The 24,529-nt window shown below is 72.7% G+C and carries 3 protein-coding genes; all 3 read left to right on the top strand.

The features are described 5' to 3' along the window. The first annotated feature begins 169 nt into the window (after positions 1 to 169). Genes AB0B86_RS14520 through AB0B86_RS14530 form a run of 3 tightly spaced genes read left to right on the top strand, consistent with a single transcriptional unit; the run spans position 170 to position 24,523 of the window. Entirely contained in the window at positions 170 to 13,357 is a 13,188-nt protein-coding gene (locus AB0B86_RS14520) for an SDR family NAD(P)-dependent oxidoreductase (RefSeq protein ID WP_357418101.1), read from the top strand. A 1-nt stretch (position 13,358) separates the two neighbouring features. Continuing rightward, positions 13,359 to 16,574, top strand: coding sequence for a beta-ketoacyl synthase N-terminal-like domain-containing protein (locus AB0B86_RS14525; RefSeq protein ID WP_357403395.1), 3,216 nt, complete (start codon positions 13,359 to 13,361; stop codon positions 16,572 to 16,574). Beyond that, entirely contained in the window at positions 16,574 to 24,523 is a 7,950-nt protein-coding gene (locus AB0B86_RS14530; protein WP_357418103.1) for an amino acid adenylation domain-containing protein, read from the top strand. Before AB0B86_RS14525 ends, AB0B86_RS14530 begins: the two co-directional genes overlap by 1 nt. Positions 24,524 to 24,529 lie beyond the last annotated feature (6 nt).

The raw sequence follows: 24,529 nt of genomic DNA on the forward strand, positions 1-24,529 counted from the left end.
AGTGAGCCGAGCGTTGCACGGCGCGTTCGGGCCGCGACACCGGGAGCCGGGCAAGATAGGGGTCTCGTAGGGGTGGCCCGTCGCGCGTCCGACAATGCCGGATCGTGATAGGGGTTATCGGGTTGTCTTCCCATTCGTATCGTCGTTTTCGATGACCGAAGGGAATCCGATGCGTTCTTCTGCTTCCACGCACGTTCCGCCGTTATCCCCCGACGACATTGACGCATCCACTCAAGACAGTGCGATAGCGATCGTCGGGATGTCCTGTCGATTTCCTGCCGCAGCCGGCCTGGACGAATTCTGGGACCTGCTGGCCGGTGGACGTTCGGCGATCTCGGACACCGCGCCGCAGGGGCGTGGCGCCGGGATGACCCGCGGTGGCTTCGTGGACGGGGTGGATCTGTTCGATCCCGAGTTCTTCGGCATCTCGCCCCGCGAGGCCGCGGCGATGGACCCGCAGCAGCGCCTGATGCTCGAGCTTGGCTGGGAGGCGCTCGAGCACGCCGGGATCCGTGCCTCTGCGCTGCGCGGAAGCCGCACCGGCGTGTTCGTCGGCGCGATCGCCGGCGACTACGCCGAGCTGGTGACCGCGGCCGGCACCGCCACCCCGCACTCCCTCACCGGCCTGCACCGCAGCCTGATCGCGAACCGGTTGTCCTACACCCTGGGTCTGCGCGGCCCGAGCATGACAGTCGACACCGGACAGTCGTCCTCGCTGGCGGCGCTGCACCTGGCCCGGCTGAGCCTGCTGGCCGGTGAGTCCGACCTGGCGATCGTCTCCGGCGTGCAGCTCAACCTCGCGGGGGGCCCGCTCTCGGTGTCCCAGGAGTTCGGCGGGCTCTCACCCGACGGTCGCTGTCACACCTTCGACGCCCGGGCCAACGGCTACGTCCGGGGCGAGGGCGGCGGCGTCGTCGTGCTCAAGCCGTTGCGCGCGGCGTTGGCCGACGGCGACGTCGTCTACTGCGTGCTGCGGGGCAGCGCGCTCAACAACGACGGCGGCGGCCGAGCGCTGAGCGTGCCGCACCGGGAGGCCCAGGAGGCCGTGCTGCGGGAGGCGTACGCGACGGCGGGCGTCGACCCGACCCGGGTGGGATACGTGGAGTTGCACGGCACCGGCACCCGGGTGGGCGACCCGATCGAGGCGGCGGCGTTGGGCGCTGTCTTCGCCGCCGGACGTGCCGACGACGATCCGCTGCTCGTCGGCTCGGTCAAGACCAACATCGGCCACCTCGAGGGCGCGGCCGGCATCGCGGGTGTGATCAAGACGGTCCTCGCGATCCACCGAGGCGTGCTGCCGCCGAGTCTCAACTACGCCACCCCGAACCCGGAGATCGACCTCGACGGGTGGCGGCTGCGCGTGAACACCACCGCCCGGTCGCTGCCGGCGGGTGAGGCCGGTGTGGTGGCCGGGGTCAGCTCGTTCGGCGTCGGTGGCACCAACTGTCACGTGGTCCTCGCGGCCCACCGCGGCGCGGAGCCCGACCCGTCACCCGGGCCCGCGGTGCTCGGCGACGGCATCGTCGCCTGGCCGGTGTCCGGTCGCTCCGAGGCGGCACTGCGGGGGCAGGCCCGCCGGCTCGCGGAGTTCGCCGAGACCGAGACGGTGGCGTCACCCGCCGAGATCGGTGCGGCCCTCACCCGTACCCGCGAAACCTTCGCCCGTCGCGCCGTGATCCTCGGCACCGACCGCGCGTCACTGCTGGCCGGCACGTCGGCGGTGGCCGACGGGGCACCGGCGGCCACTGTCGTGGCGGGCAGCGTGACGGCCGGCGCCGACCGGGTCGTCTTCGTCTTCCCCGGCCAGGGCACCCAGTGGGCCGGAATGGCTGTGGACCTGCTGGACGCCTCGCCGGTCTTCGCGGCCGCGCTCGCCGAGTGTGACGAGCACATCGTCGAGTTGGCCGGCTGGACCACCGCCGACGTGCTGCGTGCCTCCCGGAACCCGGAGGGTGCCGAGTTCCTCGCCCGGATCGAGGTCCTCCAGCCGGTGCTCTTCGCGGTGATGGTGTCCCTGGCCCGGCTGTGGCGGGCCTGCGGGGTCGAGCCGGCCGCCGTCGTCGGCGCCTCCCAGGGTGAGTTCGCGGCGGCCTACGTGAGTGGAGCGCTGTCCCTGGCCGAAGCATGTCGGCTGGTCGTGCAGCGCAGCGCGCTACTCGGCGAGCAGATGGCGGGCAGGGGGCACATCGCCTCGGTGGCGCTGCCCCGCGAGCAGGTGGAAGAGCGCCTGGGTCGGTGGCGCGACCGGCTGGCGGTCGCCGGATACAACGGTCCGCAGGCGACAACAGTGGCCGGGGCGGCGGACGCCTTGGCCGAGTTCATCGACTCGCTGGTGGCCGACGGCATCGCCGCCCGGGTCGTGCCGTCGACGGTCGCGCTGCACTGCCCCGACGTCGACGACATCCGCGACGCCTTCTACGAGCGGGTCGACCCGCCGGTGCCGGCAGCCACCGACGTGCCGTTCTACTCGACGGTGACCGGCCGGCCGGCCGACGGAGCCGGGCTCGACCTCGACTACTGGTACGGCAACGCGCGGGAGCCTGTCGACTTCGCCGGCGCGGTGCGGACGATGGCGGCCGACGGATATCGGATCTTCCTCGAGATCGGGCCGCACCCCGTCCTCACCGTCGGCGCGCAGGGGACGTTCGAGCAGGAGGGCGTCGACGCGGTGGCGTTGGCGACGCTGCGCCGCGACCAGGGCGGCCCGATCCGATTCGCCACGGCGCTGGCCGAGGCGTACGTGCGCGGTGTGTCGGTGGACTGGACCGCGCCCGTCTCCGGCGTCGTGCGGCACCGGGTCGTCCTGCCGACGTACTCGTTCCAGCGGCAGTCCTACTGGTTGCCGGAGATCGCCCCGGGCGCCGGGCCCGCCCCGACGTCGACTCCGACTCCGACTCCGACGCCGGTGCCCGTGCCGGTCGACGAGCCGGCCACCGGTGCCGATCATCGGGAGTTGGTAAGCGGGTACGTCGCCGCCGTGTCGGGGCGTGCCGCGCTCACCGCCGAACAGCACCGGCACACGTTCAAGGATCTCGGCTTCGACTCGGTAATGCTCGTCGAGCTGCGCAACCGGCTCACCATGGCGACCGGCGTCTCGTGGCCCACCACGGTGCTCTACGACCACCCGACAGTGGCGGCGCTCACCGCGTACCTCGATGGATCCGACACCGACGGGGTGACCGCGCAGTCGGCGGCCGATCCGGCGCCCGCCGGGGTGCGGGACACCGAGCCGATCGCGATCATCGGGATGGCCTGTCGCTACCCGGGTGGTGTCGCCTCACCGGAGGACCTGTGGCGGCTTGTCGACGACGGGGTGGACGCCATCACGGAGTTCCCCCTCGACCGGGGCTGGCCGGTGGACGACGTGGTCGACCCGGCCGGCGAGCGGGCCGGGACCTCATACGTCGGTGCGGGTGGCTTCCTGCACGACGCGCCGATGTTCGACCCGGCCTTCTTCGGCATCTCGCCGCGCGAGGCGCAGGCGATGGATCCGCAACAGCGGCAACTCCTGGAGGTCTCCTGGGAGGCGCTTGAACGGGCCGGCATCGACCCGGCCACGCTGCGCGGTAGCCGGACCGGCGTCTTCGTCGGCGCCATGGCCCAGGACTACGGCCCCCGGCTGCACGAGCCGACCGGTGACGGCGACGGGTACGCGCTCACCGGCACCACGACAAGTGTCGCCTCCGGCCGCATCGCCTACACGCTCGGGCTGGAGGGGGCGGCGCTGACAGTGGACACGGCCTGTTCCTCCTCGCTTGTGGCGCTGCACCTGGCCGCCGAGGCGCTGCGCGACAGCCGCTGTTCGATCGCGTTGGCCGGCGGCGTCACGGTGATGGCCAACCCGGGCATGTTCGTGGAGTTCAGCCGGCAGCGTGGGCTGGCCCCGGACGGCCGCTGCAAGGCCTTCGCCGAGGCCGCCGACGGCACGGCCTGGGCCGAGGGCGTGGGTGTGCTCGTGGTGCAGCGACTCGCTGACGCGGTCCGCGACGGGCGCCGGGTGCTGGCCGTGCTGCGCGGCTCCGCGGTGAACCAGGACGGCGCTTCCAACGGGCTGACCGCGCCGAGCGGCCTCGCCCAGCAGCGGGTGATCCGCGAGGCGCTCGCTGACGCGCGACTGTCCGCCGTGGACGTCGACGTGGTCGAGGCCCACGGCACCGGCACCCGACTGGGTGACCCGATCGAGGCCCAGGCCGTGCTGGCCACGTACGGCCAGGACCGGTCGACGCCACTCTGGCTGGGTTCGTTGAAGTCGAACATCGGGCACAGCCAGGCCGCCGCCGGAGTCGGCGGCGTGATCAAGATGGTGATGGCGATGCGGGCGGGCGCGCTGCCTCGCACGCTGCACGTCGACACGCCGTCCACTGTCGTGGACTGGTCGGCCGGCGCGGTGGCCCTGCTGACCGAGCCCCGGCCCTGGCCCACCGTGGACCGCCCGCGCCGGGCGGCGGTCTCGTCGTTCGGCATCAGCGGCACCAACGCCCACGTGATCCTCGAACAGGCCCCGGAGGAGACCGAACCGGCAGCGGTCCCCGCCACCGAAGGTCCGTACCCGATCCTGCTGTCTGCCCGCGGCCTACCGGCGCTGCGCGCCGCCGCCGACAGGTTGCGCGGCCACCTCGCCACCCGGCCCGACCTGACGCCGGCCGAACTCAGTCAGGCGCTGCTCACCGGCCGCACCGCGCACCCGGACCGTGCCGTCGTGGTGGCCGAGGACCGCCAAGGGCTGCTCAGCGACCTGGCAGCCCTGGCCACCGGCGAGGAGTCGGCGACTGTCGTCACAGGCGTGGCCGCTCCTCGTGGCCGTACCGTCTTCGTCTTCCCCGGACAGGGCTCGCAGTGGGCCAGCATGGCGGTCGACCTGATCGCCCACGACCCGGCGTTCGCCACCCGGCTCGGTGAGTGCGCCGAGGCCCTCTCATCCTTCGTCGACTGGTCGCTGCTGGACGTGCTGCGCCAGGTGGAGGGCGCGCCCGCGCTGGACCGGGTCGACGTGGTGCAGCCCGCGCTCTGGGCGGTAATGGTCTCGCTCGCCGAGTCCTGGCGGGCTCGCGGCGTACGGCCGGACGCGGTGGTCGGGCACAGCCAGGGCGAGATCGCCGCGGCGACGGTGTCCGGGGCGCTCTCGCTGCTCGACGGCGCCCGGGTGGTCGCGCTGCGCAGCCGCAGCCTGATCCGGCTGGCTGGCACCGGCGCCATGGCCTCGGTGTCGGAGCCCGAGGACAAGGTCCGTGCGCGACTCGCCGACATCGGGGGCCGGATCAGCGTCGCCACTGTCAACGGCCCGATGATCACCGTGGTGTCCGGTGACCCCGACGCGGTGGCCGAGCTGCTCGCCGTCTGCGAACGCGAGGGTGTCCGCGCCAAGCAGATACCTGTGGACTACGCCTCGCACTCGGAGTATGTGGAGTCACTGCGAGACGAACTGCTGGACCTGCTCGCCGACACGGCACCGTCGTCCGACTCACTGCCGTTCTACTCCACTCTCCACGGCGCCCTGCTCGCCGACACCGCCGAGCTGACCGCCGAGTACTGGTTCCGCAGCCTTCGTGAGACCGTCCGCTTCGCGGACGCCGTCGAGGCCCTGAAGGCTGACGGGCACGACACCTTCGTCGAGGTGAGCCCGCACCCGGTGCTGCTACAGGGCATCGAGGAGATGCTCACCGACGAGGTAGCGGTCGGCACGCTTCGCCGTAACGTGCCCGGGCCGGCCCGCTTCCTGACCTCGGTGGCCGAGCTGCACGTACGCGGCGGCACTGTCGACTGGCCGGTCCCGCCGACCCCGCGGGTCCTCGACCTGCCCACCTACCCGTTCCAGCACGGGCGCTACTGGACCCGGCCCGACGAGCGTTCCACAGGTCTGGCCGAGGCGGGTCTGGCGGATGCCGGACACCCGCTGCTCGGCGCGGTGGTCGAGCTGGCCGACGGCGGCCGGGTGCTCACCGGCCGGCTCTCCACGCGTATCCATCCCTGGCTCGCCGACCACGTCGTGCGGGGCACGACGCTGCTGCCCGCTACCGGCTTCGCCGACCTTGTGCTGCACGCGGCCGCCACGGCCGGCTGCGACGTGCTTGAGGAACTGCTCGTCGTAGCGCCACTGGTGCTCGACGGCCACGGCACCACCCAGGTGCAGATCGTGCTCGGCGCGGCCGGGACGGACGGGCGCCGGCGGGTGACACTGCACGCGCGGCCCGGCGACGACCACGAGTGGGTCCAGCACGCGAACGGCACTGTGGCCGCCGGCTCGGCCGGCCCCGCACCGGCCGCCTGGGCCGCGGCCTGGCCACCGGCCGGTGCGGCCGCCATGGACATCGATGAGGCGTACGGACGGCTGTACGCGCTCGGCTACGAGTACGGTCCGGCGTTCCGCAACCTGCGCACGCTGTGGCGTGCGGGCGACGACATCCTCGCCGAGGTCGCACTCGACGAGAATCTCACCGGCACCGGGTACGTGCTGCACCCCGCCCTGTTCGACGCGGTGCTACACCCGGTGGTCCTGGACGCCCCGAGCGGCTCCGGCATCCGGCTGCCGTTCTCCTTCTCGGGTATCCGGCTGCGGGCGGTGGGCGCGAGCCGGCTGCGGGTGCGGATCCGAGCCACCGGCGACGACACGTACGCCGTCGAGCTGGCCGATCCGGCCGGTACGCCGATCGCCTCGATCACCGCGCTGACTCTGCGGGAACGGCGGGACGGCCTGGCCGCCGCGTCGTCGACCCGCCGCGATCGGCTGTTCGAGGTGGACTGGGAGCCCGTGCCGGAGCCGGCAACGCCGGACGGGAGCCCCGGCGCGGTGGTCGTCGGTCCGTCCGGCTCCCTCGGGCTGACGTCCTACCGCACCCTCGCCGCGCTGCGGGTGGCGATCGCCAAGGGGGCGGCCACCCCGGACGCCGTGGTGCTGCACCACTCCACCCGCCGCGCCGGCTCGGACGTCAGCGAGGTGATCCACGACGTCACCGCCGAGTTGCTCGAGACCGTGCAGGACTGGCTCGCCGACGAGGTGCTCTCGGCCTGCCGGCTCGTCCTGGTGACCCGAGGTGCGGTGTCCTGCCTGCCCGGCGAAGACGTGACCGACCTGCCCGGGGCGGCGCTGTGGGGTCTGCTGCGCAGCGCCCAGTCCGAGGTGCCCGACCGGATCGGGCTGGTCGACCTCGGCGACCAGGGGGCAGCCCGACTCACTGCGGCACTGGCGGCCGGGGAGCCGCAGGTCGCGGTGCGCGGTGACCAGCTGCTGGCGGCCCGGCTCGAGCGCTACCGCGGTGCCGGTGAGCTGAGCACGCCGGCCGGTGGGCGGGACTGGCGTCTGGAGCTGACCGAACGCGGCAGCATCGACAATCTCGTCCTCGCCGAGGCACCCGACCGGCAGCCGCTGACCGGTCACCAGGTCCGCGTGGCGATCCGCGCCATCGGCGTGAACTTCCGCGACGTGATGGTCGCGCTCAAGATGTATCCCGGCGCGGCCAACCTCGGTGCCGAGGGCGCCGGCGTGGTGCTCGAGGTGGGTCCGGAGGTCACCGGGCTCACGGCCGGCGACCGGGTGATGGGCCTGTTCATCGACGGCATCGGATCCGTTGCCACGACCGACGGTCGCTACCTTTCCCGGATCCCGCAGAGCTGGTCGTTCGCCCAGGCCGCGGGAGTGCCTGTGGTGTTCCTGACCGCGTACCACGGGCTGGTCGAGCTGGCCGGCCTGCGAGCCGGCGAGCGGCTGCTGGTGCACACCGCCACCGGTGGCGTCGGTCTGGCCGCACTTCAACTCGCCCGACACCGCGGCGCCGAGGTCTTCGCGACGGCGAGCGCCGGGAAGTGGCCGGTCCTGGCCGCGCAGGGCATCCCGGCCGACCACATCGCGTCCTCCCGCGACCTCGGCTTCGAGGCCGCGTTCCGGACGACCACCGGTGGGGCCGATCTGGACGTGGTGCTCCATTCGCTCGCCCGTGAGTTCACCGACGCGTCGCTGCGGCTGCTCGGCGAGGGCGGCCGGTTCGTCGACATGGGCAAGACCGACATCCGCGACCCCCAACTCGTCGGCGCCGACCACCCCGGCGTCACGTACCGGAGCTTCGACCTGCTGACCCTGGGCCCGGAGCGGATCGCGGCGATGTTCGCCGAGCTGCTCGTCCTGTTCGAGCAGTGTGCGTTGCGGCCGCTGCCGGTACGCACCTGGGACGTGCGCACCGCCCCGCAGGCGCTGCGCTTCGTCAGCCAGGCCCAACAGATCGGCAAGGTGGTGCTGACCGTCCCGACGCCGCTGGACCCCGAGGGCACAGTGCTGATCACGGGCGGCACCGGTGTGCTCGGCGCGGCCCTGGCCCGTCACCTCGTCGCCGTGCACAATGTGCGGCACCTGCTGCTCACCAGCCGCCAGGGCCCGGCCTCGCCCGACGCCGGGTCGCTGCGCGACGAGCTGGTCGCCGCGGGAGCCGAGGTGACAGTCGCCGCCTGTGACGCCGCCGACCGGGACGAGCTGGCCGACCTGCTGGCCGGGATCCCGGCCGGGCACCCCCTCACCGCGGTCATGCACCTGGCGGGCACGCTCGACGACGCCACCGTCACCTCGCTGACCCCGCGCCACCTCGAACGGGTGTTGCGTCCCAAGGCTGACGCGGCGTGGCACCTGCACCAGCTCACCGAGGGGCACGACCTCAGCGCGTTCGTGATGTTCTCCTCGGTGGTCGGCGTACTCGGCACGCAGGGGCAGGCGAACTACGCAGCGGCGAACGCCTTCCTCGACGCGCTGGCCCAGCACCGGCAGGCGACCGGGCGCCCCGCGACAAGCCTCGCCTGGGGCATCTGGGCCGCGCGCAGCGCGATGACCGCGCATCTGAGTAAGGCGGACATCGCCCGCTTCGCCCGGGGCGGCAGCCTTCCGCTGGAGACCGACGAGGCGCTCGCGCTCTTCAGCGCGGCGCTGGACCGGCCGCGCGCGGTGCTCGTACCGGCCCGCCTCGACCTCAGCCCGTCCCAGTCCACGCCACCGATGCTGCGCCACCTGGTCCGGGTGCCGGTCACCGCGGCCGACACCGGACCGGCCGCATCCGAGTCGCTCGCCGAGCAGCTCAGCCGCCTCTCCGGCGCCGAGCAACTGCGGACGCTGCTGGAGCTGATCCGCTCACACGCGGGGGTGGTCCTGCGCCAGGGCGACGCGCAGGCCATCGGTGCCACGCAGGCGTTCAAGGACCTCGGATTCGACTCACTGGCCACTGTGGAGCTACGTAACCGGCTCGGCGCGGCGACCGGCCTGCGCCTGCCCATCACGCTGCTCTTCGACGACCCGACACCGAACGCGCTGGCCCGCAAACTCCGTACCCTGCTGGTCGGCGAGACCAGCGAGACCAGCGAGACCAGCGAGACCAGCGAGACCAGCGAGACCAACGGAGCCAGTGAGACCGGCGAGGTCGGACAGACCGACGATGCCAGCACGGCGCGCGTCGCACCGGTGCCGATTGCCTCGGCGGCGGCGCGCGAGCCACTTGCCGTCATCGGCATCGCCTGCCGGCTGCCCTCGGCCGACGACGTGGACGGACTACGCCGCCTGCTGCGCGAGGGCCAGGACGGGGTCCGGCCGGTGCCGGCGTCACGCTGGGACGCGGCGGCGTACGCCGACCCGGAGCTGACCGTCCCGGTCGAGGCCGGCTTCCTGACCGGCGCGATCGACGAGTTCGACCCGCTGTTCTTCGGTATCTCGCCGCGTGAGGCGATCGAGATGGATCCGCAGCAGCGGCTGTTCCTCGAGGTCGCCTGGGAGGCGCTGGAGGACTCCGGGCTCGCCAACGACCGGCTGGCCGGGAGCCGGACCGGGGTCTTCGCCAGCGCCATCTGGCACGACTTCGCCGAACTCACCACCGGACGGACCGGCCCGCAGACGGCACACTCGGCGACCGGCGGCGCCCTCAACATGGTTGCCAACCGGCTCTCGTACGTGCTCGGCCTGCGCGGTCCGAGCATGGTGGTCGACAGCGCCTGCTCGTCGTCCCTGCTCGCCGTGCACCTCGCCTGTCAGAGCCTCTGGTCGGGGGAGTCCGAGGTGGCGATCGCCGGCGGAGTGAACCTGCTGCTCAACCCGGAGAGCATGGTCGCTCTCACCAAGTTCGGCGGCCTGGCACCGGACGGCCGCTGCAAGTCCTTCGACGCTCGGGCCGATGGATTCGGGCGCGGTGAGGGCTGCGGGGTGGTGGTGCTCAAGCCGCTCTCCCGGGCGCTCGCCGACGGGGACGACGTCTGGTGCGTCATCCGCGGTTCGGCGGCGAACAACGACGGGCTCAGCAACGGGTTGACCGCCCCGAGTTCGGAGGCCCAGGAGGACGTGCTGCGGGAGGCGTACCGGCGGGCCGGGGTCGACCCCGGTGACGTGCACTACGTCGAGGCGCACGGCACTGGCACCGCACTGGGCGACCCGATCGAGGCGTCCTCCCTCGGCGCGGTCCTGACCAGGGGACGGGCAGCCGACGCGAGTCCGTTGGTCATCGGGTCGGTCAAGTCCAACATCGGTCATCTCGAAGCCGCGGCCGGCATCGCCGGCCTGCTCAAGACGGTGCTGGTGCTGCGCGACAAGGAGATCCCGGCCAGCCTGCACTTCGACGTGCCGAGCCCGCACATCGACTTCGACGGGCTCCGGCTGCGGGTGCCGCGTGAGCGTGAGTCCTGGCCGGCCGACCGGCCCCTGCTGGCCGGCGTCAGCGCGTTCGGCTGGGGCGGCACCAACGTGCATCTGGTCCTCGAAGGCCCCCCGCCGGTGCCACGCCCGGTCCCCGCCGCGAAGCCCGCGTACCTGCTCACGCTCTCCGCGAAGAGCGCGGGTGCGCTTCGCGACACGGCCGCCCGGGTGGTCCGACAGATCGACGAGGCCGGCGACTCGCTCACGCCCGCCGATCTGGTCGCCGCGGCCGTGCGCCGGGGCGAGTTCAACCACCGCCTGGCCGTCACCGGTGACTCGATGGAGCAGCTCCGCGCCGCCCTCGCCGACGACGACGGCGACGCCGCCCGGGGGTACGCCGAGGCCGCTCCGAGGATCGCCTTCGTCTTCCCCGGCCAGGGCTCCCAGTGGCTCGGCATGGCCCAGGAGCTGATGGCGACCGAGCCGGTCTTCGCCGAGGCCGTGCGGGCCTGCGACGCGGCTGCCGCCGAATTCAAGGACTGGTCGGTCGCCGACGAGCTGGCGGCCGGCGCGGAGGACTCGCGGCTGGACCGGATCGACGTCGTGCAACCCGTCCTCTGCACCGTCGAGATCGCGCTCGCGGCGCTCTGGCGCTCGTGGGGCGTACACCCGGACGCCGTGATCGGGCACAGCATGGGGGAGATCGCCGCCGCGTACGTCGCCGGCGCACTGCCGCTGCGCGACGCGATGCGGACAATCTGCCGTCGCAGCGTGCTGCTGCGCCGCGTCAGCGGCCAGGGCGCGATGCTCAACGTGGAGTTGTCGTTGGCCGACGCCGAGCGCCTGATCGTCGGGCACGAGGACGCGGTGTCGGTGGCGGTCAGCAACAGCCCACGCTCAACCGTGCTCTCCGGCGACAAGGACGTCCTGGCCGGGCTCCGGGACCAGCTCGACGGCGACGGGGTGTTCTGCCGCTGGGTCAAGGTGGACGTGGCCTCGCACAGCCCGCAGGTGGACCCGCTGCGCGACGACCTCCTCGCCGCCCTCGACGGCGTCACGCCCGGCCCGGCAAATGTCGCGTTCTGGTCGACGGTCACCGAGACGACGCTCGAAGGACCCGAGCTGACCGCGGCGTACTGGGTGGACAACCTGCGCCGTCCGGTGCTCTTCGCCGACCAGGTGGCGCGGCTGCTCGCCGACGGCGTGCGGGTCTTCGTCGAGATGAGCCCGCACCCCGTGCTGCTGCCCGCGGTCGAGCAGATCACCGGGCCGGACGGCACGCCGGCGGAGGCGCTGCCCTCGCTGCGCCGCCACGAGCCCGAGCGCGCCGCGCTGCTGCGGTCCCTCGGCCGTCTCTTCACCCTCGGCGTGCCGGTGGCGCAGAGCCCCGCCCTGGCCGGTCCGCGCGGCACCCTGAAACTGCCGCACTACCCGTGGCAGCGCGAACGGTTCTGGCCGTCGACCGACGGCCGGCCGGTCCGTACGGCGGGGGCGACGTTGCTCGGCAACCGGTTCGACCCGGTCTCCGCGCCGGGTACGCACTACTGGCAGCGCGATTTCGACGGTGCGACCGCCACCGTCCGCGAGCACCGGATCGGCGGCCACGCGCTCGTGCCGGCCGCCGCCTACGTCGACATGGCGCGAACCGTCGCCGACGAGCTGGGCGCCGACCCGGACCACGAGCTGCTCGACCTCACCTTCCCCGAGGCGCTGCGGATCCCGGACGACGAGTCGCGGTCGGTGCAGACCGAGGTGTCGCGGGCCGGTGACGGGTACCGGATGCGGGTGTACGCGCCGGACGGCCAGGCACCGGCGTTGGTGGCCGAGGGCGTCGTACGCCCGGTCCCGGCAGCCGGGCCGTCCGCGCCGTTCGACCTGGACGCGGTGCGCGACCGGATGGCCGAGGAACTGGCCGGCGGTGACTTCTACCAGCGTCTGGCGGCGGTCGGCATCGGCTACGGCCCCGCCTACCAGGGTGTCGAGCGGGTCTGGCGAAGGGGCGACGAGGCGTTGGCCCGGCTGCGTCTGCCGGCCGCCCGCCCGGCTCACCGCGTCGATCCCGCACAGCTCGACGCCGCGTTGCAGGCGGCGGTGGTGCCGCTGCTCGGCCCGGACTGGGGACGCGTCGCGTCGCACGCCTTCCTGACCGCCGCGATCGGGTCGGTCCGCATCGCCGGCCGGCTCGGTACGGAGTGCTGGTCCCACGCCGTGGTGCGGCCGGCCGGCGCTGTCGCCGACCGTTTCCTCGCCGACATCACTGTGGTCTCGCCGGACGGCACGGTGCTCATCGAGATACGGGACATGGCAGTGGTCCGGCTCCCGAACGCCGTGGCCGCTGCGGCCCCCGAGTCCGACGGGGTGTCCGCCCGGCTGCGTGCTCTGGACGGACCGGACGCCCAGATCGCCGCGATCGAGGGGATCATCCGGGAGAACGTGGCCCGGGTCGTCAAGCTGACCACCGAGCGGATCGAGAACGATCAGCCGCTTCGCAGCCTCGGCATCGACTCGGTGATGTCCCTGGAGCTACGCACCCGCCTTGAGCGGGAGTTCGGCATCCAACTGTCCGCCACGTTGATCTGGAACCACCCGACGATCCGCGAGATGGCGCCGTTCCTGGCGTCCAAGCTCGGGCTGTCCGCCGAGCCGGAACCGCCCGTCGCGCCCACCGTGACCCTCGACGAGCTGTACGTCGACGTCGACGACGACCCGGCTGGGCAGCTCGCTCGCGAGATCGCCGAGCTGACCGAGCGAATGGAGAACATCTGAGATGAGCTCCGACGAGCAACTCAAGGCCGCCCTGACCACGTTGCGCGACCTGCGCCGGAAGATCGACGACCTGGAGCGGTCCCGGCGTGAGGAGATCGCCATTGTCGGCATGTCCTGCCGGCTGCCCGGGGACGTCGACTCGCCGGAAGCCCTCTGGCACCTGCTCAACTCGAAGGTGGACGCGGTCACCGAGGTGCCCGCCTCGCGCTGGAGCACCGACGCGTTCTACGACCCGGACCCGAAGACGCCGGGGCGGATGACCGCACGACACGGCGGCTTCCTGTCCCGGGTGGACGAGTTCGACCCGTACTTCTTCGGCATCTCGCCCCGCGAGGTGCAGGACATGGATCCGCAGCAGCGGCTCTTCCTCGAGGTCGCCTGGGAGGCAATCGAAGACGCCGGCATCACCCGCGACCAGCTCCGGGGCAGCCCGACCGGCGTGTTCGTCGGGGCCAACGCCGGCGACTTCCTCCAGCTCCAGCTGCGGGACCCGGCGCAGATCAGCACCTACACCTCGGCCGGCGGCGCCAACTCGCTCATCCCGAACCGGCTCTCCTACCTGTACGACCTGCGCGGACCCAGCATGACGGTGGACACCGCCTGCTCGTCGGCCCTGGTCGCGTTGCATCTGGCGGCCCAGTCGCTGCGGGCCGGGGAGTGTGACTCCGCAGTGGTCGGCGGTCTGAACCTGATGTTCTCGCCGACCACCACGCTCGGCTTCGCCAAACTCGGCGCGCTCGCCCAGGACGGCCGGTGCAAGACCTTCGACTCCCGCGCCGACGGGTACGTGCGCAGCGAGGGCGTGACAGTCCTGGTGGTCAAGCGGGTGTCCGACGCGCTCGCGGCGGGCGACCGGATCTGGGCGGTGCTGCGGGGCAGCGCTGTCAACCAGGACGGCCTCACCAACGGGATCACCGCGCCGAACGGTAAGAGTCAGCGTGAGGTCATCACGCAGGCGTTGCGTAACGCCCGGCTCGACCCGGCCCGGGTGACGTTGATCGAGGCGCACGGCACCGGCACGGCGCTCGGCGACCCGATCGAGACCGAGGCGCTGCGCGAGGTGTACGGCGACCGGGACGGGCCGCCGTGCGCACTGGGCTCGATCAAGTCGAACATCGGCCACGTGGAGGCCGGGGCCGGCCTGGCCGGTGTGCTCAAGGCGGTGCTGAGCATCCACGGCCGGGCAGTCGCGCCGAACCTGCACCTGCAGGTCCTCAATCCCCACATCGACCTGAACGGCAGTCGGTTCTTCATCCCGACCGAGCCGCAGCCTTGGGAGGTCGCCGACGACCACAGGTACGCCGCGGTCAGCGCGTTCGGCGCGGGTGGCACCAACGCCCACGTCATCCTCGGGCCGGTGCCGCCCGCCGAGTCCCGGCCGGCGCGGGCACCCGAGGAACGGCCGATGGTGCTGCCGATCTCCGCGCACACCCCCGAGGCGCTCACCGCGCTCACCACCGCCTACCGGGACGCGCTGACCGCGCCGTGGACGGATGACCGGCGGTTCGGTGACGTGGCGTACACCGCGGCCACCCGGCGGACCCGGCACCCGCACCGGCTCGCGGTGGTGGCGGGGAGCCGTGAGCAGGCCGCCGACCGGCTGACGGAGTGGCTCGACGCCGGGCAGGCCCCGGGTGTGGTGACCGGCCGGGCCAGTGCCCAGGCTCCACTCGGACCGGTGTTCGCGTTCGCCGGTCACGGCACGCAGCGGCCCGGCATGGGTCGCGACCTGATGCGCGACTGCCCGGACTTCCGGGCCGCCGCCACCGAGTGCGACGAGGTGCTCGCGTCGATGCTCGGCAGGTCGGTGCTCGCCGAGGTCCACCGCCCCGACCTCCGGGAGCTGCCCGACGACGTCACAGTGATCCAGCCGGCGTTGTTCGCCCTCGGCGTCGCCCTGGCCGCGCGGTGGAGGGCCCACGGCGTCGAACCGGGGGTGATGCTCGGACACAGCACCGGGGAGATCACCGCGGCGTACGTCGCCGGTGCCCTGTCGCTCACCGACGCGGCCCGGATCATCTGCGTCCGGGCCGAACTGCTCGACCGGCTGCGCGGGGCTGGTTCGCTGCTTGTCGTCGGCCTGTCGATCGACGAGGCGGACGCACTGCTGGACGGGCGCCGCGACCGGGTCGGCGTGGCCGTCAGCAACAGTCCGCGCTCGACGGTGCTGTCCGGCGAGACGCCGGTGCTCGAGCAGATCGCCGACGAGCTGCGCGCCCGCAACGTCTTCTGCCGGGCGATGCCCAACTCGGTCGCCGGTCACGGCCCCCGGGTCGAGCCGCTGCGTGCCGAATTCCTGGAGCGGCTCGCCGGGGTGCGGCCCCGGGCGGCCCGGATCCCGATCTACTCCACTGTCACCGGCAAGGTCGGCGACGGCACCGACCTCGACGTCGACTACTGGTACCGCAACCTGCGCGAGCCGGTGCTCTTCTGGGACGCCCTGAACGGTCTGGTCGCCGCCGGGCACGACACGGTCGTCGAGATCAGCCCGCACCCGATGCTGCTGAACGCTGTCGAGCAGGCATTCGAGGAGGCCGGGCGGGTGGGGTCCGGCATCGCCTCGATGCACCGCGAGGTGCCCGAGGCGGAGTCCGTGCCGCTCGGCCTGGCCACGATGTTCGCCCGGGGTTCGTCGATCGCGCTGCCTGTCGCACCCGACGCGCGGTCGGTGCCGCTGCCGGCGTACGCCTGGCAGCGTGAACGGTTCCCACTGCGCGACGTGACAGCGATGTTCTTCACCGGTCCCGTCGAGGACGGCGCCGCCGTTGTCGAAGCGGGGCCGTCGAAGCCGGAGCCGGACCACCAGCCGGCGGCGGACCTGCCCACCGATCCGTTCGAGCGCCACGAGGTCGTCCGGCGGGCGGTGGTCGAGGCGGTCGCCGAGGTCCTGGCGTTCGACCCGGGGCGCATCGACGGCGAGGCCGGGTTCTTCCAGCTCGGCATGGACTCGCTGATGGCGATCAAGGTGCGACGGCAGTTGGAGGCGCGCTTCCGGCTGCGCCTCGGGACCCCGGTGATGTTCGAGCACCCCACAGTCGATGCCCTCACCGACCACCTCACCGGCCTGCTCGGCGAACCGACCGTCGGCGCCCCCGTGCACGTGTCGCCGCCGGACGACGCCAGCGAGCAGGCCATCGACGAGATGACCGAGCGTGAGCTCATCGAGCTCCTCGGTGACGAGATCCGCACCGCGCAGCAGGCCAGAGGGAGCGAGTGATGACCGATGTGACCGACGAACGGCACCAGGTTCTGGGCCGCTCGGTACGGGAGATCCGCCGACTGCGGGCCGAGCTGGAGTCCGCCCGGCAGGCCGCCACCGAGCCGATCGCCATCATCGGGATGGCCTGCCGGATGCCGTCCGACGTGCGCGATCCGGAGCAGTTCTGGCAGTTCCTGCGCAGCGGCGGCGACGGCGTCAGAGACGTGCCGGACGACCGGTGGGACGTCGACGCCTTCCACGACCCGACCGGTCGGCGCCCGGGGACCAGCTACACCCGGCGCGGCGCCTTCCTGGACGACGTCGCGTCCTTCGACGCCGCGTTCTTCGGGGTCTCCCCGCGCGAGGCGCCGTGGCTCGACCCGCAGCAGCGCCTGCTCCTGGAGGTCAGCTGGTCCGCTTTCGAGGACGCCGGCCAGGCTCCGGACCGGCTCGCCGGCACGGAGACCGGCGTCTACCTGGGCATCACCAACTACGACTACTGTCAGGTCGAGATGCAGCAGGTCGCGCCGGCCGAGCTGGAGGCGCACTACGCGACGAGCAACGCCTCGACGTTCGCGGCCGGGCGGATCTCGTACTGGCTCGGGTTGAACGGGCCGAGCCTGTCGGTCGACACCTCGTGCTCCTCCTCGCTCGTCGGCGTGCACCTGGCCGTGCAGGCGCTGCGGTCGGGGGAGTGCTCGATGGCGCTGGCCGGCGGCGTCAACGTGCTGCTGTCACCAGAGGTTTTCGTGGTGCTCAGCAAGACCGGCGCGCTCGCGCCGGACGGGGTGTGCAAGACCTTCGACAAGAAGGCCAACGGGTACGCGCGCGGCGAGGGCTGCGGCGTCATCGTGCTGAAGCGGCTGAGCGACGCGCTCGCCGCCGGCGACCCGATCAAGGCTGTGATCCGTGGCTCAGCGGTCAACCAGGACGGCCGTAGCAGCGGCCCGACGGTGCCCAACCCGAAGGCGCAGCAGGACGTCATCCGGCGGGCCGTGCGGTCGGCCGGTGTCGAGCCGAGCCAGATCGGCTATGTCGAGGCGCACGGCACCGGCACTCCGCTCGGCGACCCGATCGAGCTGCGCGCGCTCTCCGCAGTGCTCGGCGATCGGGGCGCGGCCGGTCCGCTGCAGGTCGGCTCCCTCAAGACCAACATCGGTCACCTGGAGCCGGCCGCGGGCATCGCCGGCCTGATGAAGGTGGTGCTCGCGCTGCGCCACGCCGAGATCCCGCCGCACCTGAACCTGTCCGAGGTCAACCCGGAGATCGACCTCGACGAGCTGGGCGTGACCATCCCGACCGAGGTGACCGCGTGGCCGGCCGGGCCGCGTCCCCGGGTCGGCGGTGTCAGTTCCTTCGGCGCCAGCGGCACCAACGCGCACGTCGTCATCGAGGAGGCGCCACCGGTGACAGTCGAGCCGGCCGGGCCGGACCGCGGCTCGCACGTGCTCGTGCTCTCGGCCAAGACGCCGGCGGCCCTGGCCGAGCTGACCGAGGCGTACACCGCCCGGCTGGCCGACGCCGCACCGCAGGAACTGGCCGACCTCTGCCACACGGCGGCGAACGGACGTGCCCGGCTGCCGTACCGGGCCGCGGTCAGCGGCAGCACGCCGGGCGAGATCAGCCGGCGGCTGCGCGACCCCCGCCGCGTCGACGGGCACGTCCCGTCCGGCACCCGCCCACGTGTCGCGTTCCTCTTCACCGGCCAGGGCTCCCAGTACGCGGCGATGGCCGCTGAGCTGTCCCGCACCGAGCCGGTCTTCCGGGCCAGCCTCGACGAGTGCGACGAGATTCTGCGTCCGCTGCTCGGCCGGCCGCTCGACGAACTGCTTGCCGACGAGGAGTTGGTGCACCAGACCGAGTACGCCCAGCCGCTGCTGTTCGCCGTCGAGTACGGCCTCGCCCAGCTCTGGACGTCCTGGGGTGTACGTCCCTCGGCGGTGCTCGGGCACAGCCTGGGTGAGCTGGTAGCGGCCTGTGTGGCAGGGGTTCTGCCGCTTGCCGACGGCCTGCGGCTGGCGGTGCGTCGGGGTGCCTTCATGGCGGAGCTGACCGAGCCCGGCGCGATGGCCGCGGTCTTCGCCGCGCGCGAGGTCGTCGACGCCGCCCTCGCGCCGTACGCCGACCGACTCTGCGTGGCAGCGGTGAACGGTCCGGAGAACTTCGTGGTCTCCGGCAGTGGGCCGGCGCTTGCTGAGCTGCTCACCGCGCTCGCCGAGCAGGGCGTACGGACCCGGCCGCTGAACACCGGTCGGGCCTTCCACTCGCCGCTGATGGACCCGGTCCTCGACCGGTTCGAGGAGGAGGCGGCCACTGTCGGGTACGCCCACCCCCGGTTGACACTGGTCTCCAACGTGACCGGTCGGCCGGTGGAGCAGATCGACGCGGCCTACTGGCGTGACCACATCCGTCGCCCGGTGGAGTTCGCCGCGGGGATCACCGCACTGCTCGACGACGGCTACGACACCTTCGTCGAGATCGGCCCGGCACCGACGCTGCTCGGGCTCACCCGCCGGATGACGATGGATCGACAGGTCCGGCTGCTGCCGTCACTGCGTCCGCGCCACGACGACTGGGCGGTGCTTACCGAGAGCCTGGCCGGCCTCTTCGTCGCGGGTTGCGACATCGACTGGGCGTCCTTCGACGCCGGGCGGGGGCGCCGCAAGGTCACCCTGCCGACCTATCCGTTCCAGCGGACCCGCTACTGGTTCTCGCGCAGTGCGACACCCGCCGGGACTCCACCGCTGGGCAGCGGTCAGCCCGGCACCGGGCTGCTGGGGCCGCGCGTGCCGTCGCCGCTGGACGTCGCCCAGTTCGCCGGGCGGCTCGCCATCGCCGACCACAGCTGCCTCGGCGACTGCGTGATGGACGGCCTCCCGGTGGTCAACATCGGCGTCTACCTGGAGAGCGCCTTCGCCGCCGTCCGGCAGACCGGCGGGGGTGCCGGGGCGCTTGTCGCGGAGGGAACGCTCGTCCTGCAGGGCCTCGTCCTCGATCACGACACCCCGACCGCCACCCAACTGCTGCTGGAGCGCGACGGCGGGTACCGCTACTACGCCGCTGACGGCTCGTCGTGGGTGCTGCACGCGCAGGGGCGGGTCCGTGCCGACGAGACCCTGGCGAGCCCGGCCGACGGCGAGGCGTACCGGGAGGACGTACGGTCGGGGCTCGGCGGCGAACTGTCCGGCGACGACTTCTACCAGCGGCTGTGGCGACGCAAGCTCTACCTCGGCCCGTCCGCCCGCTGGATCGAGCGGATCTGGCACGGCGGATCCGAGGCCATCGCCCAGATGCGCGCCCCCCGGGACGGCGAGGCGGATGCCTACCTGCTGCACCCGGGTCTGGTCGACGCCATGTTCCAGGTGCTGTTCGCCTGCCTGCCGGCGGAGGCGCCGGCCGACGCGGCGTACGCCCTGGTCGGCATCGACCGGTTCGAATTCCACGGCGGGGCCGCCGGGCCGCTCTACTGTCGCGCCACCCTGCTGCCGGAGACGGACCCCGAGTCGACACTGGTGGCCCGGGTCCGACTGGAGGACGCGGCCGGGCGGATAGTTGTCGACGCGAGCGGCGTACTGGCCAAGCGAGCCGGGCGTGGTGCCATGCTGCGCGAGGGGGCTCATCGTCCGGCGGCCGAGCCGCACCGCGCGGCTCCCGTGCCGGCCCGCACCGGCGCCGCCGAGTTCGCGACCGCCGCCCCGGCGGACCGGCCGGCCGTGCTGCTGTCGATCCTGCGCCGGTCCGTGGCCGGTGCCCTGCGCGCCGTCCCCGACGATCTCGACGTCCACGAGCCGCTGTCCCAGCTGGGCCTCGACTCGCTGATGGCGCTGGAGGTCAAGGAGTCGCTCTCGGCGGAGCTGGGCCTCGCCCTTCCGCTCGTCGCGTTCCTCGACGGCAGCAGCATCGCCAAGCTGGGCGACCTCGTGCTGCCCATGCTCGGCGAGCCGGTCACGACCACGGACCAGCCCGCGCCGTCGGCCCAACTGCCCGCGCTGGTCGCCGACGACGAGGCCCGGTACGACGCGTTTCCGCTCACCGACCTGCAACAGGCGTACCTGGTCGGTCGCTCCGACGCCTTCGCGCTGGGGCGGATCTCCACGTACTTCTACCTGGAGGTCGACCTGACCGGCACCGACCTGGCCCGGATCGAGGACGCCTGGAACGCGATGATCGCGCGGCACGACATGCTCCGCGCGGTCGTCACGCCGGAGGGCTGGCAGCGGGTGCTGGCCGATGTCCCGACCTACCGGATCGCGATCACCGACCTGGCCGGCGCCGACGAGCGGACGCGCACGGCCCACCTGGCCGAGGTGCACGACGCGATGAAGTACCAGGTGCTCGACGCCGGGACCTGGCCCATGTTCGACATCCGGGCGACAGTGCTCGCCCCCGACCGGATCCGCCTGCACCTGGGGATGGACGCACTGATCGCGGACGCCTGGAGCACCTCGGTGGTGTTCTCCGAGTGGGCGACCGCGTACCGGGACGGGGTCGAGGCGCTGCCGCCGATCGGCGTGCGATTCCGCGACTACGTCCTGGCGGCACGGGCCCTGGAGGACGGCCCGCAGTTCCGTGACTCGCTCGACTACTGGCTGGACCGGGTGCCGACCCTGCCACCGGCTCCGGAGCTGCCGCTCGCCGTCGCACCCGACGCCATCGAACGGCCCGAGTTCACCCACCGCTCCGGTGGCCTCACCGCCGCGGAATGGGCGCGTTTCAAGGAGTACGCCGCGGCGGCGGGCGTCACCCCCTCCGCCGCCCTGTGCAACGCGTACGCCCAGGTCCTCGCCGGGTGGAGCAAGTCCAGCCGGTTCACCCTCAACGTGCTCTTCTTCAACCGGGTTCCGTTGCACCCGGACGTGTCCAAGGTGGTCGGCAACTTCACCTCGACGACGCTGCTCGAAGTCGACGCGACAGCGACCGACAGTTTCGAGGCGCGGGTCGACAGGTTGCAGAAGCAGCTCTGGAGCGACCTCGAGCACAGCCACGTGAGCGGCGTCCGGGTCCTGCGGGAACTCCACCGCGCCCGTGGTGGCGCACACCCGGTGACCTTCCCTGTCGTCTTCGCCAGCACCGTCAACTTCGGTGCGCGGGAGAATCCGGGGGCGGCCACCGGCCTCACCCACCCGATCATGCAGATGGGCGAGGACGGCGTCGAGCGCTGGACGTCGGTGCGTACCCCACAGGTCTGGCTCGACCACCAGGTCATCGAGGAAGCCGGCGGTGTGGTCCTCAACTGGGACTCGGTCGACGCGCTCTTCCCACCCGGCCTGATCGACGCGATGTTCGCCGCGTACCTCGGACTGGTGCGCGAGCTGGCTGCGGACGACGTCGCCTGGCGTCGCCCGGCGGCCGTGCTGACGCCGGAGACGGACCTGGAGGTGCAGCGGCTGGCGAACGACACCGCCGGACCGCGGCCGGTCGGTCTCCTCCAGGACGGTTTCCTCGAGCAGGTGCGCACCGCGCCCGGACGCACCGCGGTCATCACCGCCGGACGTGAGTTCACCTACGGCGAGCTGGGTGAGCTGGCGAACCGTCTGGCGAACTGGCTGCGTGCGCAGGGCGCCGGCGCCGGCGCGGGTCGCCTGGTCGGCGTCGTCATGGAGAAGGGCTGGGAACAGGTCGCGGCGGTGCTCGGCACGTTGCAGGCGGGGGCCGCCTACGTGCCGATCGACGCGGGTGTCCCGGCGGAGCGGCTGCGGCTGCTCATCGAGTCGGCCGGCATCGACTGCGTGCTGACCCAGTCCTGGGTCGAGGCCGAGGCGCGGTGGCCGGACGGGGTCACGGTGCTGGCGGTGGACGGTGCCCGGGTGGCCGACTTCCCGGCCGAGGCACCGTCGCCGGCGACCGCTCCCGACGATCTCGCCTACGTCATCTTCACCTCGGGCTCGACCGGCCTGCCCAAGGGCGTGATGATCGAGCACGCCGCCGCGCTGAACACCATCGCGGACATCAACGAGCGGTATGCGGTGACCGGCGACGACCGGGTTCTCGCGTTGTCCGCGCTCAACTTCGACCTCTCCGTCTACGACATCTTCGGCCTGCTGGCGGTCGGTGGCGCGATAGTGCTGCCGGAGCCGTCGGCGCACCGGGAGCCGGCGCGGTGGGCCGAGTTGGTGACCACGCACCGGGTGACCATCTGGAACAGCGTGCCCACCCTCATGCAGATGTTCACCGAGTTCGCCGCCGGCAGCGGGGCCGACTGGCCGCTGCGGGTGGTGATGATGAGTGGTGACTGGATCCCGGTGACCCTGCCGGAGCGGATCCGCGAGCTGCTGCCCGAGGCGCAGGTGTGGAGCCTGGGCGGGGCGACCGAGGCGGCGATCTGGTCGATCCTCTATCCGATCGACGAGGTCGACCCGTCCTGGACGTCGGTCCCGTACGGCAAGCCGATGCGCAACCAGCGCTTCCACGTGCTGAACGAGGCGATGCAGCCGTGCCCGACACTTGTCGCCGGGCAGCTCTACATCGCCGGCGCCGGCCTGGCCCGCGGCTACCTGAACGACGAGTCGAAGACCCGGGCGAGCTTCCGCCGGCACCCGGCCACCGGCGAGCGGCTGTACCGCACCGGTGACCTGGGCCGCTACCTGCCGAGCGGCGACATCGAATTCCTCGGCCGGGAGGACTTCCAGGTAAAGGTGCAGGGCTACCGGATCGAGCTCGGCGAGATCGAGGCGGCGTTGCTGCGGCTGCCGGAGGTCGCCGCGGCGGCGGTCACCGCCGCCGGCGAGCGGGAGAACAAGCGACTGATCGGGTACGTGGTGCCAGCCGGTGCCGGGCTCGACGAGGAGCATCTGCAAGCGGTGCTGCGGGAGAGCCTGCCCGGGTACATGGTGCCGCCACGCATCCTCGTCCTGGACGACCTGCCGTTGAGCGCCAACGGCAAGGTCGACCGGTCCGCGTTGCCGGCACCGGACGAGGCCGGGTTCGAGGGCCAGGTCGTGGCGCCGGCCGACGACCTGGAGGCGTGCCTGGCGGAGATCTGGCGCGGGTTCTTCGACGTGCCCGAGATCAGCGTCCTGGCCGGCTTCTTCGACCTGGGCGGCAACTCGCTGCTCGCGGTCCGGATGATGGCCCAGGTGCGCAGCCGACTCGGCCGGCGGTTGCCGCTTTCGGCCCTGTTCGCGCACCCGACGATCCGTGACCTGGCCCGGGTGCTGCGCGAGACGGAGGGGGACGCGGAGCGGATCGCGTTGGTGCCGATCCGGCAGGGCGGGGCGCGTACACCCCTGTTCCTGATCCACCCGGTGGGCGGCGACGTGCTCTGCTACGCCGACCTGGCCCGGCTGCTCCCGGACGACCAGCCGTTGTTCGGGCTGCAGGTCCCGGACGTGCCGTCACCGCTGTCGTCGGTGCCCGCGCTTGCCGCGCACTACGCCGACGTGGTCCGGCAGGCGGTTCCCGAGGGTCCCGTCCATATCGGAGGGTGGTCGATGGGCGGCGTGCTCGCGCTCGAGGTGGCGGCCCTGCTGCGGGAGGCCGGACGTACGGTCGGCCTGGTCGCGGTCATCGACCTGATCGAGCCGCCCGGTCCCGCCGCCGAGACGGTGGCCGAGGCCGACCTGTACGCCTGGCTCGCCCGCGATCTGGCCGGGCTCGCCGGCACCGACTGGACGCCCGACGCCGACCTCTTCGAAACCGCCGACCCGCTGGGCACGCTGCTCACCGCCGGACGGGCGGCGGGCGTGCTGGAGGACGACGTCGACCGCGACGCGCTCGGCCAGATCGCCGATCGGTTCCGGCGCAACTCGCGGGCGCTGATCGAGCACTCACCCCGTCCGTACGACGGCCCGGTGTTGTTCCTGCGGGCGGCCGGCGGCGCGACGGTCGAGACCGCCGGCCGGTGGCTCGACCTCTGTTCGCCCGGTTCCACGCTCACGGATCTCCCGGGCGACCACTACTCCGTGATGCAGACACCTCACCTTGAGGTTCTCGCTACCCACCTGTGCCCGGCCCTGACGCGCGGTTGACCAGTC

It is taken from the genome of Micromonospora sp. NPDC049047, assembly GCF_040649135.1.
Lineage (GTDB): Bacteria > Actinomycetota > Actinomycetes > Mycobacteriales > Micromonosporaceae > Micromonospora.

Coding starts and splice junctions, on each gene's coding strand:
- AB0B86_RS14525 (WP_357403395.1), top strand. CDS start 13,359: ATGAGCTCCGACGAGCAACTCAAGGCCGCCCTGACCACGTTGCGCGAC.
- AB0B86_RS14520 (WP_357418101.1), top strand. CDS start 170: ATGCGTTCTTCTGCTTCCACGCACGTTCCGCCGTTATCCCCCGACGAC.
- AB0B86_RS14530 (WP_357418103.1), top strand. CDS start 16,574: ATGACCGATGTGACCGACGAACGGCACCAGGTTCTGGGCCGCTCGGTA.